Origin of the sequence: Pseudomonas sp. PS01298, from assembly GCF_029959745.1 — a bacterium.
In the GTDB taxonomy this organism is placed as follows: domain Bacteria; phylum Pseudomonadota; class Gammaproteobacteria; order Pseudomonadales; family Pseudomonadaceae; genus Aquipseudomonas; species Aquipseudomonas aylmerensis.
The window spans coordinates 33,518-50,277 of record NZ_JASCPP010000044.1 but is presented as its reverse complement, the minus strand read 5'-3'; the positions used below and the strand labels follow the sequence as shown (position 1 = coordinate 50,277).

Annotated in this window: 12 protein-coding genes; 3 read left to right on the top strand and 9 right to left on the bottom strand. The window is 63.9% G+C overall.

The genetic code is table 11. The features are described 5' to 3' along the window. Nucleotides 1–106: 106 nt before the first annotated feature. The 7 genes from QMX97_RS16840 to QMX97_RS16810 form a co-directional block, all read right to left on the bottom strand. Nucleotides 107–1,693, bottom strand: coding sequence for an ABC transporter substrate-binding protein (locus QMX97_RS16840; protein WP_106804472.1), 1,587 nt, complete (start codon nt 1,691–1,693; stop codon nt 107–109). A 19-nt stretch (nt 1,694–1,712) separates the two neighbouring features. Then, complete coding sequence (locus QMX97_RS16835; protein WP_282397291.1) at nt 1,713–3,320, bottom strand: 5-guanidino-2-oxopentanoate decarboxylase; 1,608 nt, start codon at nt 3,318–3,320, stop codon at nt 1,713–1,715. Further along, on the bottom strand, nt 3,313–5,418 hold the full coding sequence (locus QMX97_RS16830; RefSeq protein ID WP_282397290.1) for an acetate--CoA ligase family protein: 2,106 nt from the start codon (nt 5,416–5,418) through the stop codon (nt 3,313–3,315). Before QMX97_RS16830 ends, QMX97_RS16835 begins: the two co-directional genes overlap by 8 nt. An 18-nt stretch (nt 5,419–5,436) precedes the next feature. Then, complete coding sequence (locus tag QMX97_RS16825) at nt 5,437–6,597, bottom strand: acyl-CoA dehydrogenase family protein (RefSeq protein WP_065905580.1); 1,161 nt, start codon at nt 6,595–6,597, stop codon at nt 5,437–5,439. A gap of 30 nt (nt 6,598–6,627) precedes the next feature. Beyond that, nucleotides 6,628–7,419: an enoyl-CoA hydratase/isomerase family protein gene (locus QMX97_RS16820; RefSeq protein ID WP_262134731.1), complete on the bottom strand. Its 792-nt coding sequence runs from the start codon at nt 7,417–7,419 to the stop codon at nt 6,628–6,630. A gap of 150 nt (nt 7,420–7,569) precedes the next feature. Next, nucleotides 7,570–8,208 (bottom strand): TetR family transcriptional regulator C-terminal domain-containing protein, encoded by a 639-nt coding sequence (locus tag QMX97_RS16815; protein WP_065905578.1) that lies wholly within the window; start codon nt 8,206–8,208, stop codon nt 7,570–7,572. 41 nt (nt 8,209–8,249) lie between these two features. After that, nucleotides 8,250–9,008: a class II aldolase/adducin family protein gene (locus QMX97_RS16810; RefSeq protein WP_065905577.1), complete on the bottom strand. Its 759-nt coding sequence runs from the start codon at nt 9,006–9,008 to the stop codon at nt 8,250–8,252. 131 nt (nt 9,009–9,139) lie between these two features. On the opposite strand from QMX97_RS16810, the gene QMX97_RS16805 reads away from it, so the two are divergent. The 3 genes from QMX97_RS16805 to dkgB all read left to right on the top strand — a co-directional run bounded on the left by QMX97_RS16805 (nt 9,140) and on the right by dkgB (nt 12,594). After that, nucleotides 9,140–11,095, top strand: coding sequence for an FAD-dependent oxidoreductase (locus QMX97_RS16805; protein WP_282397289.1), 1,956 nt, complete (start codon nt 9,140–9,142; stop codon nt 11,093–11,095). Further along, entirely contained in the window at nt 11,083–11,661 is a 579-nt protein-coding gene (locus QMX97_RS16800; RefSeq protein WP_065905575.1) for a cupin domain-containing protein, read from the top strand. The genes QMX97_RS16805 and QMX97_RS16800 overlap by 13 nt, the downstream gene beginning before the upstream one ends. Before the next feature lie 114 nt (nt 11,662–11,775). Continuing rightward, on the top strand, nt 11,776–12,594 hold the full coding sequence (gene dkgB, locus QMX97_RS16795) for a 2,5-didehydrogluconate reductase DkgB (RefSeq protein ID WP_106804478.1): 819 nt from the start codon (nt 11,776–11,778) through the stop codon (nt 12,592–12,594). On the opposite strand, the gene QMX97_RS16790 is transcribed toward dkgB, so the two are convergent. Together QMX97_RS16790 and QMX97_RS16785 are read right to left on the bottom strand one after the other, a co-directional pair. Continuing rightward, nucleotides 12,591–13,013, bottom strand: coding sequence for a chemotaxis protein CheY (locus QMX97_RS16790; protein WP_065905573.1), 423 nt, complete (start codon nt 13,011–13,013; stop codon nt 12,591–12,593). The two genes, dkgB and QMX97_RS16790, sit on opposite strands and share 4 nt — an antisense overlap. Before the next feature lie 134 nt (nt 13,014–13,147). Beyond that, nucleotides 13,148–16,759, bottom strand: coding sequence for a transporter substrate-binding domain-containing protein (locus tag QMX97_RS16785; protein WP_282397288.1), 3,612 nt, complete (start codon nt 16,757–16,759; stop codon nt 13,148–13,150). Nucleotide 16,760 lies beyond the last annotated feature (1 nt).

Sequence of the window (16,760 nt, the reverse complement as noted above, 5' to 3'; positions counted from 1 at the left end):
GGCTTGCTCGCGAATGCGGTGGGTCAGGCTCTATCTGTATTGGCTGACACACCGCTTTCGCGAGCAAGCCCGCTCCCACATTTGGTTTGTGGCGTTTCTGAAGTATTCACGCCTGCCACCACCGCTCGATCAGCCTCAGCCCATCCAACTCGCCATACGGCGCGGTCTGCGCACCGTGCGCCACGCGGTTCGAACGCGCCGCCACCGAACTGGCAAACAACGGCACGATGGCCCCGCCATCATCCCGGCACAGGGCCTGCATTTCGTTGTACATCTCCTGGCGCAACGGGGCGTTCATCTCGCCACGGGCGGCGGTCAGCAGTTGGTTGAAGCGCGGGTTGTCCCAGTGGGTCTCGTTCCACGCCGCACCCTTGGCGTAGCCGATGCTGAACATGCGGTCGGCGGTCAGGCTGCTGTACCAGAACGAAGTGGTGAACGGCTGCTTCATCCACACGTTGGAAAAGAACCCGTCGGCCGGTTCGCGCACCACGTCGATGTCGATACCGGCCTGGCGCGCCTGCTCCTTGAACAACACCGAGGCGTCCACTGCGCCGGTGTAGGCGGCGTCCGACGCCTGCAGGCGGACCTTGAGCGACTCCACCCCGGCCTTGCGCAGGTAGAAGCGCGACTTGTCCGGATCGTAGGTGCGTTGCTCCAGGGCGGCGTTGATAAAGCGGCTGCCGGGCTGGATCGGGTGGTCGTTGCCCACCAGGCCGTAGCCGTACAGCACCGAGGCGAGCAAGGTTTCGCGATTGATCGCGTGCTTCATCGCCATGCGAATGTCGTTGTTCTTGAATTCGTTGCTGTCGCACAGCATCGGGAAGGTGTAGTGCTGCGCGCCCTTGGTTTCTTCGATCACCAGGTTGGCGTTGCGCTTGAGCAGGGCCACGGTTTTCAGGTCGACCTTGTTGATCACATCGACCTGCCCGGTGACCAGCGCATTGACCCGCGCGGCACCGTCGGCGATGGCCAGCAACTCGGCGCTGGCGAAATGTGCGCGACCGGGCTTCCAGTAGTCGGGGTTGCGCTCCAGGTCCATGCGCACACCCGGCTCGAAGCTTTTCAGGCGGTAGCCGCTGGTGCCGACGCCGGCCTTCCAGTCGGCGGCGCCATCCTTGGCGGGCATGATCACCAGGTGATAATCGGCAACCACGTAGGCAAAGTCGGCGTTGCCCGAATGCAGCTCGAACACCACCGCATCATTGCCCTGGGCGCTGACGCTGGCGACGTCGCCGAGTACGGTCTTGGCGGCCGACGTGGAGTCCTTGCTCAGGTGATGATTGATCGACACCACCACGTCTTCGGCGCTCAGGCTTTTGCCGTTATGGAAGGTCACGCCGGGGCGCAGGTGAAAGGTCCACACGCGCGCATCCGGGGTCGATTCAAAGCGCTCGGCGAGTTCGGGAATCGCGCTGCCGTCGACGGCGATTTCGGTCAGCGTGTTGTACACCGCCGAGAAGCCGACAAAGGTGAAGGTGTCGACCCAGGAACCGGGGTCGCGCGAGTCAGTGGTGCTGCCTCCGGCCAGGCCCAGGCGCAGCACGCCGCCGGGCTTGGGCGTCGCGTCCTGGGCCAACGCGTGCAGCGGCAGACCCAGGGAAAACGCCGCCGCCACCGCACCGGCCACGGCGCTGTGTTTGAGGAAGTCCCGTCGGTGCATCGCTTGAGTCATTTTGTTGTTGTTTTCGCTCATGGTCTTGCTCCTCTAAAGATCAACAGGCACAGGCATGTTTCAGCTCGATCAAGGTCACGCCGTTGCGTTTGAAGGCGTTGCGCAAGTCCGTCTGCAATGCATCCAGGTTCTGGGGCTGGTTCACCGTGCAGCCGAACGCCTGGGCGAACAAGGCAAAATCCGGGTTGCGCGGCAGCACGCCGATCGGTTCGATCGCCAGGTCGAGCATGTCGTCACGGATCTGGCCGAGGGCATCGTTGTTCCACAACAACACCACCAGCGGGCTGTCCAGTTCTTCCACCGCCGTCGCCAGTTCCTGCGCGGTATAGAGAAAGCCGCCATCACCCACCAGCACCAGGCCGGGCCGCTGCGGCGCGCCAAACTTGGCGCCGATGCCGGCCGGCAAGCCGTAGCCCAAGGTGCCGTAGCCGGTGGGGTGCAGCCAACTGCGCGGGGCCCGGCTGCGGTAGGCGTAGTTGCCGGTGTAGGCCAGTTGGGTCATGTCACTGCTGATCACCGCATTCGCCGGCAATTCGGCCTCGATGCGCTCGAGAATCGCCTGGTGGATCGATTGCAAAGGACCGTGTCCGGACTCGATGGCCTGCAGCACTGCCGCCACTGATCTGGCCGCCGCTGCAGCGTCGCGCGGTGCCGGCGGTAACCGTTGCAGCAGGGCTTGCACCGTCTGTTGGGCATCGCCTTTCAGCGCGACGGCGCACGGGTAGAAATCATTGAATTTGCGCGGGTCGATGTCCACGCGCACTAGCTCGCCGTTCAGCGGCAAACGCTCGCGCCAATAGTCGGTGTCGGCCATTTCCGTGCCGACCGCGAGCACCACGTCGGCCTCGCTGATCAATTGCCAACCAGGTTCGACGCACAAGGTCGAGCCGGCATTCAGCGGATGCTCGATCGGCAACAGGCCCTTACCCGCGACACTGCTGAAAAACGGCGCCGCCAGTTGTGTGCTCAAGCGCTGCAACGCCTCGCCGGCGGCCAGCGCGCCGCCGCCGGCGATGATCATCGGGCGCTTGGCCACCGACAGTTTTGCCGCCGCTTGATCCAGGTCTTCCGCCGAGGGCAAACCGCGCCCTGGGCGGCGTACGACCTCGTTGCTCCAGTCTCTCTGGATCGGCGCAGCCAACACGTCGAGCGGCACCGAAATGTGCACCGGCCGTGGCCGCTCACTGTCGAACACCGCATAAGCACGCGCCACCAGTTCGGGCAAATCCTCGGTGCTCAAGGCCACGGCGGAAAACGCCGTGATCGGCGCCGTGATCGCGCGCTGGTCCTGGGTCTCATGCAAGATGCCCCAGCCCTTGCCGAGGCTGGCAGTGTGGTTGACGCTGGAAATCACCAGCAGCGGGATCGAGTCGGCGTAGGCCTGGCCGATGGCGGTTGCGGCGTTGGTCACGCCGGGCCCGGTGATCACAAAGCACACGCCCGGCTTGCCGCTGACACGCGCATAACCATCGGCCATAAAGCCCGCGCCCTGTTCATGGCGGGTGAGTACATGGCGAATGCCGCTGCCGGGCAAGCCGCGGTACAACTCCAGGGTGTGCACTCCGGGAATCCCGAAGACGGTATCGACGCCATAGTTGGCCAGCAACCGCACCAGGGCCTGGCCGCCGGTCAAGGTTTTATCATGCATGTTGATCTCCTAGACGAATCAACGCGTCGACCGCCGTGGCGCCGTGGGCGTTGACCAGCAATGGGTTCACATCCAACTCCAGCAATTGCGCGGCGTTGGCGCAGGCGTAGTCGGCCACCGCACGGATGGCCGCGACCAGCGCGTCGAGATCCGCCACTTCGCGTCCGCGAAAGCCCTGCAGCAACGCGGCGCTGCGCAAGCTGAGCACGGCGTGGCGGATCGCATCGTCAGTGGTCGGCAGCAGCAGGCTGCGACTGTCCTTGAGCAGTTCCACGAGGATGCCACCAGCGCCGATCACCAAGGCCAGGCCAAAGTCATTCTCGCGCTTGATACCCACGATCAGCTCGGCCAACGGCGGGGTCGCCATGGACTCCAGCAGCAGTTGGTCAAACGCTACACCGGGCGCATACGCGGCGATCTGCCCGCGCATCAGCGCCAACGCAGACGTCAGCGCCACACCATCCTGCAGGTTCAAGGCGACGGCACCGGCCTCGGTTTTATGCGGCAACTGCGTGCTGACCGCCTTGAGCACCAACGGGTAGCCCAGCACATCGGCATCGGCAATCGCGCGTCCCGGTGTACTCAATACCGCCGCCGGCGTGTTCAGGCCGAACACGCGCAAGGCTTGCTTGGACGCCCACTCATCCAGGGCCAGGCCCTGGCCTTGCAGGGGTTGCGGGCACAACGGCACGAGGCTCGACTCGCCGCGCGCCAGCAAGGTCCGTCGATTATGCTGATACTCGGCAATCCGCCCCCAGGCCGCGAGTGCATCCTCCACGCCTTGCAGCGCGGCAATGCCGTGGGCATGCAAGCGCTCGCGGGCATGGGCCGGCAGCAATTCGGGAAACGCCGAGGTGACAAAGCCGGTCTTGCCATGCCGGTCGAGCGCGTCGCAAAACAGCCCGAGCAGCAGGTCGCATTCCTTGCGTTCGCCGGTGAATTCGGCCGGGTAGTCCAGCACCAGCATGGCGGCATCGGCCTCCGTGCGCAGGGCGGTATCGAGCATCGTGTCGAGGGCTTCGCGGTCACCCCAGATGGCAGTGGTAAAGTCCAGCGGGTTGACCAGGTTGGCGTAGCTGGGCAGCACCTGCGCCAGCTCTGCGCGCTGGTCTTCGTCGAGTGTCGGCAAGGCCAGTTGGTTGCGCTCGGCGTAGTCGGCGATCAGCCCGGCGTCGCCACCGGAACAGGCCAGCGCGATCAGGCGGTTGCCAGCCGGCAGATTGCCGCACGCTGCGGCTTTCAAGGTCTCGACAAAACTCACCGGCCCACTCACGCGGATCACCCCGAGCCGGGCGAACAGACTGTCGTACAGTGTGTCGGAGCCGGACAGCGAACTGGTATGACTCAGCGCCAGCTCGGCCCCGATCTGCGACACGCCGGTTTTCAACGCGATGATCGGGATGCCCTTTTCCAGCGCCTTGTGCGCGGCGCGGGCGAACCCCGGGACATTCTTCAAACCTTCCAGGTGCAGACCGATGGCGGTCACGCGCGGCTCATCGAGCAATACGTCCATCAATTCGGCCACGCCCAATTGCGCCTGGTTGCCGACCGAGGCCATGTAGGCCACCGGCAACGAGCGGTCGCTCATCGACAGGTTGTAGGCGAAGTTGCCGCTCTGGGTCAGCACCGCCACGCCCTTCTCCACCGCTTTGCCGCCGTGGGCCACCGGCCACAGGGCGGCGCTGTGCAGGTAGTCGAGCAGGCCGTAGCAGTTGGGACCGAGCAAGGCCATCTCGCCGGCGGCGTGCAACAACTGCTGCTGCAACGCGGCACCACTGGCGCCGGTTTCGGCAAAGCCGGAGGCGTAGCAGATCGCGCCGCCGGTGCCGATGGCGGCCAGTTCAGCAACGCAGGTCAATGTCAGTTCACGGTTGGTGGCAATGAATACCGCATCCGGGCCGCACGGCAGGTCGGCGACGCGGCGCACACAGGGGATGCCGTCGAGGCTGTCATGCTGCGGGTTGACCAGCCACATCGGCCCGGTAAACCCGCCGTCGGCACAGCGCTTGAGGGCGCGGGCCATGCTGCGCCCGCCGACAAAAGCCAGGTGCCGGGGCGCCAGCAGGCGCTTGAGATTGTCGCGAATAGCCTGGGACATAAGCGTTCTCCGCGCCGATCAGCGCAACAGCGGCCGCAACAGTTCACGGGCGATGATATGGCGCTGGATTTCCGAAGTGCCTTCCCAGATCCGTTCGATCCGCGCGTTGCGCCAGATGCGCTCCACCGGCCCTTCATCCATCAAGCCCATGCCACCGAAAATCTGCACGGCCTCGTCGGCGACCTTGCCCAGGGTTTCGCTGGCAAACAGCTTGGCCATGCCGGCCTCACCGTCGGTCATGCTGCCCTGATCCATTTTCCAGGCGGTGTGCAGGGTCAGCAGTTCAGCCGCGCGTATCTGCGTGGCCATGTCGGCGAGTTTGAAGCTCACGCCCTGATAGGTGCCGATGGGCTGGCCAAACTGCTTGCGATCCGCTGCCCATTGCAGCGACACCTCCAGCGCACGCTGGGCCTGGCCGACGCAGTTGGCGGCGACCATCACGCGCCCGGCGGTGAGCCAGGCGTTGGCCACGTCCCAGCCTTTGCCCACTTCACCGAGTACCTTGGAGGCTGGCACGCGGCAGTCGTCGAAGAACATTTCGTAGGTGTGGTAACCGCGGTTGCTCACACACTTGGGGCCCCGGCGAATGGTCATGCCCGGCGTGCCACGGTCGACCAGGAATGAAGTCACCGCATTGCGCTGGCGGCCGTTGTGCTCGTAGGTGTCGGTGACGGCAAACACGATGGCGAAATCGGCGTGCCCGGCATGGCTGATGAAGTGCTTGCTGCCGTTGATCACGAAGTCGTCGCCGTGGCGCACGGCGCGGGTCTTGATCGCGTTGGCGTCCGAACCGGCACCGGGTTCGGTCAGCGCGAAGCAGTCGATTTTCTTGCCCTGCACGCACGGCAGCAGATAGTCGCCGATCTGCGCGCCGGTGCAGGCCATGAGGATTTTCGACGGGCGCGCGACAAACACATGCAGGGCCCACGACACCTTGGACAATTCCCGTTCGATCAACGCCTGCGACAAGTAGTCGAGGCCACCACCACCGACCTCTTCCGGCATGTTGAAGGCATAGAAGCCGGCAGCGATGGCCTTGTCGCGGATCTGCGCGGCCAGCTCTGGTGAAACCTCGTCGGCGCGGTCCACCGCCTCCTCGTGGGGCAACAATTCCTTGGCAACAAAACTGCGTACCGCGTCCACCAACATGTCTTGTTCTTGGCTGAGTTGGAAATTCATGGCGCTACCTGCTCGAGGGTGTCGTTGTTGTTATTTGCCGCAGAATGTCGGGAGGCGTTTTTCCATGGACGCGCGCAGGGCTTCGGCGCCATCGGCACTGCGTCCGCATAACAGGCCGGCGGCCAGTTCGGCTTGCAGTTGCTCGGGCAGGCTGCGGTCGGCGCCATCGCGGATCAGGGTTTTGGTCTGGGCGAAGGCGAAGGTCGGGCCGTTGGCCAGGCGGGTCGCCAGTTCGAGGGTGTGGGCATGCAGTTGCTCATCGGCGACCACCTCACCGACCAGGCCGGCTGCCAGGGCGCGGTCGGCGCTCCACAGCTCATCAAGGAACAGCAGGCGCTTGGCCTGTTCGCTGCCGATCAGGCGTGGCAAGTGCCAGCTGGCACCGGCGTCCGGGGCATACGCCATGCTGGTGTAGCCGGCCTTGAAGCGCGCCGACTGGGCGGCTACGCGCAGGTCGCAGCACAGGGTCAGGTCCATGCCGGCGCCGACGGCGGTGCCGTTGATCGCGGCAATCGTGGGCTTGTCGAGGCTGTGCAGGCGGGTCATGAGGGCGTGGGCGGTTTCGGTCCAGCCGTAGGTTTCCAGGGCGCCGCGTGCTTCGGCGTCGGCCCACTCCGCGAGGTCCGCGCCAGCGCAGAAGCTGCGGCCGCTGCCGGTCAACACTACCACACGCACGGCCGGGTCGCGGTTGAACGCGTCGAGCAGGCTGTGCAGGTGCTTGAGGGTAGGGATGTCCAGCGCATTGCGCTGCGGCCCTCGGTTGAGGGTGATCCAGGCAACGCCTGCCTGCACATGGGTGAGCACGGACGAATCGGTAGTCATGGCTTCCTCGAATTATTTTATTTGGCGTGAGGGGTGCGACATGGGGCGATACTAAACGAGTGTTCAGTAAGGAGGCAATCGGCAAATCTTAAATTTTTTCAGTGCCGGAAAAACCGCCCCGGACCTTGCGTCCAGGGCGGCAAGGAAGGCTCAGGGCTTGAGCTGGTAACGCTTACGACCGCCGGACTGCAGGCCGTCGACCCAGGCTTCGCAGATCTGGATCCCCTGCTCCGGGGTGAACGTGCCGGGGTTGAGCCCCGACTCCAGCCACAACCCGTCGAGCAAGGCGCTCAGGCCGATGGCCGCGAGGTCGGCGTCGAACTGCTCCCACCCTTCTTCGCGGGCCATGTCGGTCAGGGCCGAACGCATGATGGTGCGGTATTCGCCGTAGGAGTGTTCGTGGGCCAGGTTGATCGCCGGCGCCGTCTTCACCGCGCCCCAGAACACCAGCCACGCGTCCAGCAACTGCGGGTCGAGCAACTCGGCGGAAAACGAGCCCCGAAACAGCGCCGACAAACGCTCCCGAGGGTTGGGCGGCGCCTTGGCCATGGTCTCGCGCAGCAGGCTCATGACCTGGCCGGTGATGGTGCGATAGGCCTCGGCCACCAACTCATCCTTGCCCGAGTAGTGGTGGCTGATCAGCCCTACGGAGACCCCGGCTTCGGCGCTGATCTTGCGGATCGAGGCGCCCTGGAACCCGTCACGCTTGAGGCAAGTCAGGGTCGCCTGGACCAGATTGGCCTTGCGCAATTCCGGCTCCATCCGGGAGAAACGGGTTTCCTGGGTCATGGCGCGGTGTCCTTCGGTTGAGTCGGCTGCACGACTCTACATCAGTCGCGGTACCCCGGCGACACCCGATCCAGCATGCGCAGCAACGCCGCCCACGCCAGTTGCATCGCATCCAGGTCAACCAACTCGCCCTCCTCCAGCGGCCGGCCGGGGTTGTTGAATTGCTGCTCGGTGTACTGGCAGACCTCGGCGGATGGCAGCACCAGTGGGCCACAGGCCTGGGCGGCGATCTGGATGTCGCAGGCTTTTTCCAGGTAGTACATGCGCAGGAATGCCTGGCTGACGGTTGCGCCTACCGTCAGCAAACCGTGGTTGCGCAGCATCAGCACCGGCTTGTCGCCGAGGTCGCGCACCAGGCGTTGCTGCTCGTCCAGATCCAGGGCCACGCCTTCGTAGTCGTGGTAGGCAACCTTGCCGTAGAACTCCATGGAAATCTGGTTCACCGGCAACAACCCGCACTCCAGCGCCGCCACCGCGCAGCCCGCGCGGGTGTGGGTGTGCAACACACAGTGGGCATCTTCGCGGGCGCCATGGATCGCGCTGTGAATCACAAAGCCGGCCGGGTTGACCGCATGCGGCGACGGCTCGACCGCGCGCCCGTCGAGGCCGATCTTCACCAGGCTGGAGGCGGTGATTTCATCGAACATCAGCCCGTAGGGATTGATCAGGAAGTGATGCTCGGGTCCGGGAATGCGCACCGAGATATGCGTGAAAATCAGGTCGCTCATGCGGTAGTGCGCGATCAATCGATAACACGCCGCAAGCTCTTCGCGCAGGTGCTGTTCGGTGGAGTGAGGCATTTTTATTCTCCGGGCACGGGGTGGGTGAAGGCGACGCTAATCCAGACGCCAGTAAAAAAACAAGTTGATTTTTTACTGGCGGCAGCCTCCTATAGAAAAATAACAATAACAGCGCCTGGAGTACCCGCACCATGTCGCCCTCTGCTTTCCCGCACCTGTTCGAGCCCCTGGCACTGCGGGGCAAACGCCTGAAAAACCGCATCATGTCCAGCGGTCATGACACCTCGATGCCCACCGATAACCGGGTCAACCCGCCATTGATCGCCTACCACCGTGCGCGTGCCGAAGGCGGTGTCGGCCTGATTGTGCTGCAGGTGGCCGGGGTGCATGACAGCGCGCGGTACACCTCCCATGTGTTGATGGCCACCGACGATGCGTGCATCGAGGGCTACCGCCAGCTGGCGGAAACCTGCCATGCCCATGGCACCGTGGTGCTGTCGCAGATCTTTCATCCCGGGCGGGAAATCATGGAGTCGGCGGATGGCCTGCTGGCGGTGGCCTACTCGGCCTCGGGGGTGCCCAATGAACGCTTCCGGGTGATGCCGCGTGCGCTGGACCAAGCGATGATCGATGAGATTGTCGCGGGTTACGCCGCCGCTGCCAGGCGCTTGCACCAGGCCGGGATCGACGGGGTCGAAGTGGTCGCCAGCCATGGGTACCTGCCGGCGCAGTTTCTCAACCCACGGGTCAATCGGCGCAGCGATGGCTACAACGGGGCGCTTGAGCAACGGCTGCGGTTCCTGACGGAAATCCTCGCCGCCGTGCGCGCGGCTACCGACGCGGACTTCATCATCGGCCTGCGCATTTCTGCCGATGAACGCGATGCCGAAGGGCTCACCGAAAGCGAATCCCTGGAAGCCGTGCAGAGCCTTCAGTCCCAGCTCGACTACGTGCATATCGTCGCAGGCACGTCGGCCTCGCTGGGCGGTGCAATCCACATCGTGCCGCCCATGGCGATTGCCGCCGCGTACCTCGCCGATGAGGCCGCGACGTTCAAGGCCAGCCTGTCGATTCAGCTGTTCGTCACCGGGCGCATCAACCAGCCCCAGGAAGCCGAATTGATCCTCGCGCGCGGCCAGGCCGATGTGTGCGGCATGACCCGCGCATTGATCTGCGACCCGCTGATGCCCGCCAAGACTCTCGACGGGCGCGTCGAAGATGTGCGCGCGTGCATCGCCTGCAACCAGGCCTGCATCGGTCACTTTCACAAGGGCTTGCCGATCTCGTGCATCCAGCATCCCGAGACCGGCCGCGAGCTGCTATTCGGCAAGGTGCAAGCGACACTCAAGCGCAAGCGCATCATGGTCGTGGGCGGTGGTCCGGCGGGTATGAAAGCCGCAGCGGTCGCGGCGCAACGCGGGCATGCCGTGACGCTCTACGAGGCCAGCGCCCAGTTGGGCGGGCAAGTGCTGCTGGCGCAATTGCTGCCACGGCGCAGTGAGTTCGGTGGCGCCAGCACCAACCTGCAGCGCGAGATGCAACTGGCCGGGGTGCAGGTGCTGCGCAACACCCGCGTCGACCGCGCGCTGGTGGAGCGCGAGCAACCCGACCACGTGATCATTGCCACCGGCGCCGAACCCTATTGGCCGGCCTTCGAGCAAGGCGGCGAACTGCAGGTGGTGGATGCCTGGCAGGTGCTGCGCGACGCAGTACCCCTGGGGCGTTCGGTGGTGGTGGTCGACTGGCGTTGCGACTGGATCGGCCCCGGCATTGCCGAGCGCCTGGTGCGCGCCGGGCATCAGGTGCAACTGGCGGTGAATGGCACGCACTGTGGCGAGAATCTGCCGCTGTATGTGCGTGATCAACTGGCCGGCGAGCTGCACCGGCTGGGCATTCCGATCATCCCGTATGCGCGCTTGTACGGCTGCGACGACACCACGGTGTACCTGCAACACACCGCCAGCGGCGAGCCCATGCTGCTGGAGAATATCGACACGCTGGTGTTGTGCCAGGGCCATCAGCCGGTGGACACTCTCGGCGCGCAGTTGCAGGGCCTGGTGCCGTTTGACCGGATCGGCGACTGCCTGGCGCCGCGCACCGCCGAAGAGGCGATCTACGAAGGACTCAAGGTGGCATGGAACCTGTGAACGACCAACCCCAGCAACTGTTTCTCGGCACCCGCATCCGTGGTTTGCGCAAGGCCAGCGGCATGACCTTGACCGCCCTGGCAGAGGCCAGCGAACTGACCGCCGGCTACCTCAGCCAGCTGGAACGCAACCTGGCGTATCCGTCGATTCCGGCACTGTTCAACATCGCTCGCAGCCTGGGGGTGACGATCCAGTGGTTCTTCGCCAGCGAGACCACGCCCGCACCGGCAGACGCAGGCTACGTGGTGCGCAAGGACAATCGCCAGAGCATCCACTATGAAGACGGCATCGTCGACCAGTTGCTGACGCCCCTGCCCAACCATCAACTGGAAATGCTGCAATCGAGTTTCCCACCGGGCACCTACAGCCAGCAGAGCTACAGCCATGAAGGCGAAGAAGCCGGCTATGTGTTGCGTGGACAGTTCGAGCTGTGGGTGGGAGAGCGGCACTTCCTGCTGGCGGCCGGTGACAGCTTCAGCTTTGCCAGCAGCGAACCGCATCGGTATGGCAACCCCGGCAAAGTGGAGACGGTGGTGATCTGGGTGATCACGCCGCCGACATTTTAGGCCAGGCGCATTCGTGACCTGCGGTAAAGAGTCCTTTTCGGATTCGACGGTTTTTCCGAAGGAACGACGGGCGGATACTCGACTCCATTGTTCACACCTATTCAGGAGTTACTGATGTCTATCCCCACGTCCAACGTACCCGCCTTCGGCCTCGGCACTTTCCGCCTGCAGGGCCAGGTGGTGATTGACTCCGTCAGCACCGGCCTGGAACTGGGCTACCGCGTCATCGACACGGCGCAGATCTACGAGAACGAAGCTGACGTCGGCCAGGCCATCGCCGACAGCGGTGTGCCCCGTGATGAGCTGTTCATCACCAGCAAGATCTGGATCGCCAACTTCGCCGAAGGCCAGTTGATCCCGAGCCTCAAGGAGAGCCTGCGCAAGCTCCAGACCGACTACCTGGACCTGACCCTGATCCACTGGCCGTCGCCGGAAGACCAGGTCCCCGTCGCCGAATTCATGAGCCAGTTGCTGGAAGCCAAGCGCCAGGGCCTGACGCGCCAGATCGGTATTTCCAACTTCACCATTGACCTGATGAAACAGGCCATCGCAGCGGTCGGCGCCGAGCACATCGCGACCAACCAGATCGAACTGCACCCCTACCTGCAAAACCGCAAGGTGGCGGAGTTCGCCAGCGCCCACGGTATCCAGATCACCTCATACATGACCCTGGCCTACGGCGAAGTGCTCAAGGACCCGGTGATCCAGCAGATCGCCGAGCGCCATCAAGCCACCCCGGCCCAAGTGACGCTGGCCTGGGCCATGCAACTCGGGTACGCCGTGATCCCCTCCTCGACCAAACGCGCCAACCTGGAAAGCAACCTCAAGGCCCTGCAACTGACCTTGAGTGCTGCCGACATGGAACAGATTGCCGGCCTGGAGCGCGGCCATCGCTTGACCAGCCCCAAGGGCATCGCGCCGAAGTGGGACTAGGCGCCGGCCACCCGTGCGCGGGATAACTCGCGCAACCAGGGCAATACCCGCAGGCCCGCCGTGGCTGCGGGTGGGTCGATGATGTCCATGAAATGTTCGAGGTTGACGTTGTCCGGTACCCCGGGCAGCCGTACCAGCACCGCCGGTGTTGCGCCGGCAGGTGCGCCCAGGTCGAGGTGGTCGTAGACCAGCACGTGGCGTACCTGGGGCTGGGGCCCGCAGCTGTGCAGCGTCAGCCCCGCATTGATGATCAGCACGTCAAAGGGTTCGGCCGGAATGGCGGTGAGTATCTGGACTTCTTCGAAGGTCTGTACCGGCACGATCCGGTGGTACCCCAACTGATTGAGCATTTTTTCGATGTACAACCGTTGCAGGTGCTGTTCATCGGCAATCAGGATGGTCAGTGCTTTGTTCGGCATAGCAAACCCCTGGGCTGGCAGCGCTCGTCAGTGAGCGTCGCCCATTTTCCAGACATATCCCGAAGACAAAATCAGGCATGTTCCCCCTTCATGTAGGAGTTGTCCCAAATGCACCGAATGGCTGTCTACCTCGGTCACGCCTGATTGCAGTACTGCCCGAGGCTGTGTTGCAAGCCAGTGATAGCCCGCTCCACCGTCTGCACTGCTGCGTCCAACGCCTCGCCTTCGCGCCGCTCGCACAGGTCTTCCAAGGTCTCGCAACTGGCGATCAACGCCTGAGACTTGACCAAGCGTGCGCCACCTTTGACGCGGTGGGCCAGGTCATGCAGCCTGGCGAAGTCCGTGCGATTTTGCTCAACACCCAGCCAGGCGCGATCTTCCTCCAGGCTGTCGAGTAACGGCGTCAGCAACTCGTTCAGCGCGACCTTATCGCTACCGGTCAGCGCGATCAGCGTGCTCAAATCAAACGTCGGCTCAACCGCCTGTATCACCTCGCCGACCGCGCGCGATGCCAACGCCGCGCGCAAGTCTTCAAGCCCGGTGGGCTTGAACAGGCAGCCATCCATGCCGGCTTGTCGGCAGCGTTCGGTCTCTTGTGGCTGCGCATTGGCGGTGAAGCCCAGCAGCAGGCACGGCGTGAGCCCGCGCTGACGCTCCTGGGCACGAATATCCCGCGCCAACGTATACCCATCCTTGAAGGGCATATTGCAATCGGTGATCACCCCGTCGAACTGCCCGGCCTGCCACAGGGCAAAGCCTTGGGCACCGTCCTCGGCCGTGGTGATGCGGTGCCCCAGGAAGCTCAACTGGCGAGCCAGCAGCAGGCGGTTGGCCGGGTAGTCATCCACCACCAGGATGCTCAACGCCCGAGCCGTCGGAACGGGCAAGACGGGCAATGCATCCGGCACGCGGGTGGTCATTTCCAGCGACAGCGTCACATCCACCCGCGTGCCCTTGCCCAGCACGCTGCTCAAGTGCAATTGCCCGCCCATCATCTCGCACAGGTTGCGGCTGATGACCAGTCCAAGGCCAGAACCACTGCGTGCCGATTGTTCGTTATTGCTGCCCTGGATAAAGGGGTTGAACAAGCGCTGCTGATCGACAGCGCTGATGCCAATGCCGGTGTCCTCCACCCATAGCCGCAGGTCCAGTTGATCGCCGACCAATGCCCCCTGGGCCCCCACGCGTACCTGACCGTTGGTGGTGAACTTGATCGCATTCCCCAACAGATTGGACACCACCTGCTTGAAGCGCAGCGGGTCGATCAACACCGCATGGTCGATCAGCGGGTCAAGCTCCACTTGCAACACCAGGCCCTTGTCGCGCGCCAACCCTTCAAATACCCGCGCCACCGAGGCCAGCAGCTCGTGCGGATTGGCGGGCTCCAGGGCCAGTGACAGGTGGCCGGATTCAATCCGCGCAATGTCGAGAATATCGCCGATCAACTCCAGCATGCTGTGCGACGCCACCGAGGCCACCTCCAGCGCGGCGCGGTCGGCACGCCCCTGCTGGGCGTTTTCCAGGGCCAGCTCGATCATGCCGATCACAGCGTTCATGGGCGTGCGTATCTCATGGCTCATGGTGGCCAGAAAGGTGGTCTTCGCGCGGTTGGCTGCGTCGGCCTCCTCCTTGGCTTCCTGCAATTGGCCCAGCAAGCGCTGGCGCTCGCTGACATCGACCCAGCCGGCAATCATGCCCACGACGCCGCCGTTGCTATCCCGGTAGGGCAGCATCCACTGGTAGATGGTCAACACCCCGCCACCGGGAATCTTCAACACGCGGTCATGGATCTGCGGTTCGCCCTGCTCCATCAAGCGCAGGTAATCGGCATGGAACGACTGAGCCTGGGGAGGGTTGCCGGTATCGGTCTCCACCACGGTCTTGCCAATGACGTCTTCGAGCTTGAAGCCGAAGACATCGAGGTAGGCATTGTTGCACGCCATCAAGCGGCCTTGGCGATCGCGCACGTAGATCGGGTGCGGAGTGCCGTCGATCAGCACGCTCATAAAGCGCATCTGGTCGCTCAAGGCCCGCTCCGCCTGGGCGCGCTTGCGAATCAGGTTACGCAGGTAGAACACCCAGCCCAGGGCGACCAACAGCAGCAGCGCGGCAAGGGCGAAGCCTTGGATAATCACGTTGCGGTGCCGCAGCCAGTAGCTGTCTTCGAGGATGATTTCACTGCGCCAATGGTTGGTCAGCTCGTCCATCTCTTCGGGGGTAATGCTCAGCAATGCCTTGTCGAGGATCGAATACAACTCCAGTTCACTGCGGTTGACCCCCAGGGTAAAACGCGCCGGCTCCCGGCCGACGGTGCTGGTGATGCGCAGGCGTTCACGGTAATTGCGCGCGATCATGTAGCGCGCGCTGATCAACGACACCGCGGTCGCCTCCACGGTGCCCTTGGCCACCAACGCCATGGCCTGCTCGGTGTTCTCGACTTCGACAAACACCACGCCTGGGTAGTCCTCGGCAATCTGCATCGCGAGGCTGTTGCCGCTGACCACCGCCAGGCGTTTGCCGGGCATGTCCTCCAGGGTGATCACGCGCTCATTGTCCGCGGACACCACCAGGGCATAGGGGTTTGACAGGTAGGGCCGGGTAAAGCGGATCTTCTCCGACCGCTCGATGCTCGGCGTTACGGCCGCCAGCATATCGACGCGCCCGGTGCTGACCGCGTCAACCAGGCGCGGCAGTGAAGTGCCCTGCTCGATGTCGAACTTAAGGCCCGTACGCAGGCTGATCCGCGACAACACCTCGGCGCTCAGGCCTTCGAACTCGCCCTTCTCATTGAAAAACGATAGCGGCACGAACTTGTCGACCACCGCCACTTTTACCCGCGGATGCTTCTCCAGCCAGCGCTGCTCATTGATGCTCAAGCGCAGCCGGTCGGCCTCGGGAAAACCAATGCCACCGGCACTCCAACGGCGCAGGATTTCCATTTGCTGGTTGGCGGGAACAGCGGCCAGCGCGGCGTTGATGATCCTCAGCAGGCGTGTGTTTTCCTTGCGCAGGGCGAACCCGAACGGGTTGGCTTCCATGGCCGAAAAATCCGCCATGCGCACATTATTGAGATGGTTCTTGTTGATCAGGTAGCGGGTGCTGATGGCATCCCCGAGGTACACATCCGCCTGGCCGAACGCGACGGCGCCGATGGCCTCGAAGGTCGAGCCAAACAACTGCAACTGCGCTTGGGGGTAGAACGCCTGGACGGCGTCGGGCGGCATGTAGTGGTAGAGCATCGCCACGCGCCTGCCCGCCAGATCGGCATTCAATGCAAGGTTGTCACCCGCGCGCGTCACCAGCACGGGTTGATCATTGGCGTAGGAGCGCGATAGCACCAACTGCGGGTCGGCGAACTCATAACCGTTGGCCGAGCCGAGAAAATCCACCGCGCCGCTCTTGAGGGCGTCGATAACTTCATCGCGCGTGTCGTAGCGTCGAACCGTGACCGCGATATTCAGCGCCTGGCCGATCAGCGCCGCATAATCGGCGGTGATGCCTTCCAGTTCTTGCTTGTTGTTACTCAGGTCAAAGGGCGCGTAATCCGGCGCCGAGACCCCGATGATCAATGTGCGCTGCTCGCGCAGCCAGCGCCAGTCGGCTTCATCGAGCATCACGCTGGTGGGTTCAAGGGTTGAGTGGCCGAGTAGCCGCAGGCTTTGCGGTGCATCCACGGCCATCACCGCCGCAGGCAACATCCCCACGAGCAGGATGACCATGAGCTTGATCAACCGTGAGGGGTTCATT

Excerpts from the sequence above, each read along its gene's own strand:
- QMX97_RS16790 (WP_065905573.1), bottom strand. The coding sequence starts at position 13,013 with ATGCCGAACAAAGCACTGACCATCCTGATTGCCGATGAACAGCACCTG.
- QMX97_RS16820 (WP_262134731.1), bottom strand. The coding sequence starts at position 7,419 with ATGACTACCGATTCGTCCGTGCTCACCCATGTGCAGGCAGGCGTTGCC.
- dkgB (WP_106804478.1), top strand. The coding sequence starts at position 11,776 with ATGTCTATCCCCACGTCCAACGTACCCGCCTTCGGCCTCGGCACTTTC.
- QMX97_RS16840 (WP_106804472.1), bottom strand. The coding sequence starts at position 1,693 with ATGAGCGAAAACAACAACAAAATGACTCAAGCGATGCACCGACGGGAC.
- QMX97_RS16810 (WP_065905577.1), bottom strand. The coding sequence starts at position 9,008 with ATGCCTCACTCCACCGAACAGCACCTGCGCGAAGAGCTTGCGGCGTGT.
- QMX97_RS16825 (WP_065905580.1), bottom strand. The coding sequence starts at position 6,597 with ATGAATTTCCAACTCAGCCAAGAACAAGACATGTTGGTGGACGCGGTA.
- QMX97_RS16835 (WP_282397291.1), bottom strand. The coding sequence starts at position 3,320 with ATGCATGATAAAACCTTGACCGGCGGCCAGGCCCTGGTGCGGTTGCTG.
- QMX97_RS16815 (WP_065905578.1), bottom strand. The coding sequence starts at position 8,208 with ATGACCCAGGAAACCCGTTTCTCCCGGATGGAGCCGGAATTGCGCAAG.
- QMX97_RS16830 (WP_282397290.1), bottom strand. The coding sequence starts at position 5,418 with ATGTCCCAGGCTATTCGCGACAATCTCAAGCGCCTGCTGGCGCCCCGG.
- QMX97_RS16785 (WP_282397288.1), bottom strand. The coding sequence starts at position 16,759 with ATGAACCCCTCACGGTTGATCAAGCTCATGGTCATCCTGCTCGTGGGG.
- QMX97_RS16805 (WP_282397289.1), top strand. The coding sequence starts at position 9,140 with ATGTCGCCCTCTGCTTTCCCGCACCTGTTCGAGCCCCTGGCACTGCGG.
- QMX97_RS16800 (WP_065905575.1), top strand. The coding sequence starts at position 11,083 with ATGGAACCTGTGAACGACCAACCCCAGCAACTGTTTCTCGGCACCCGC.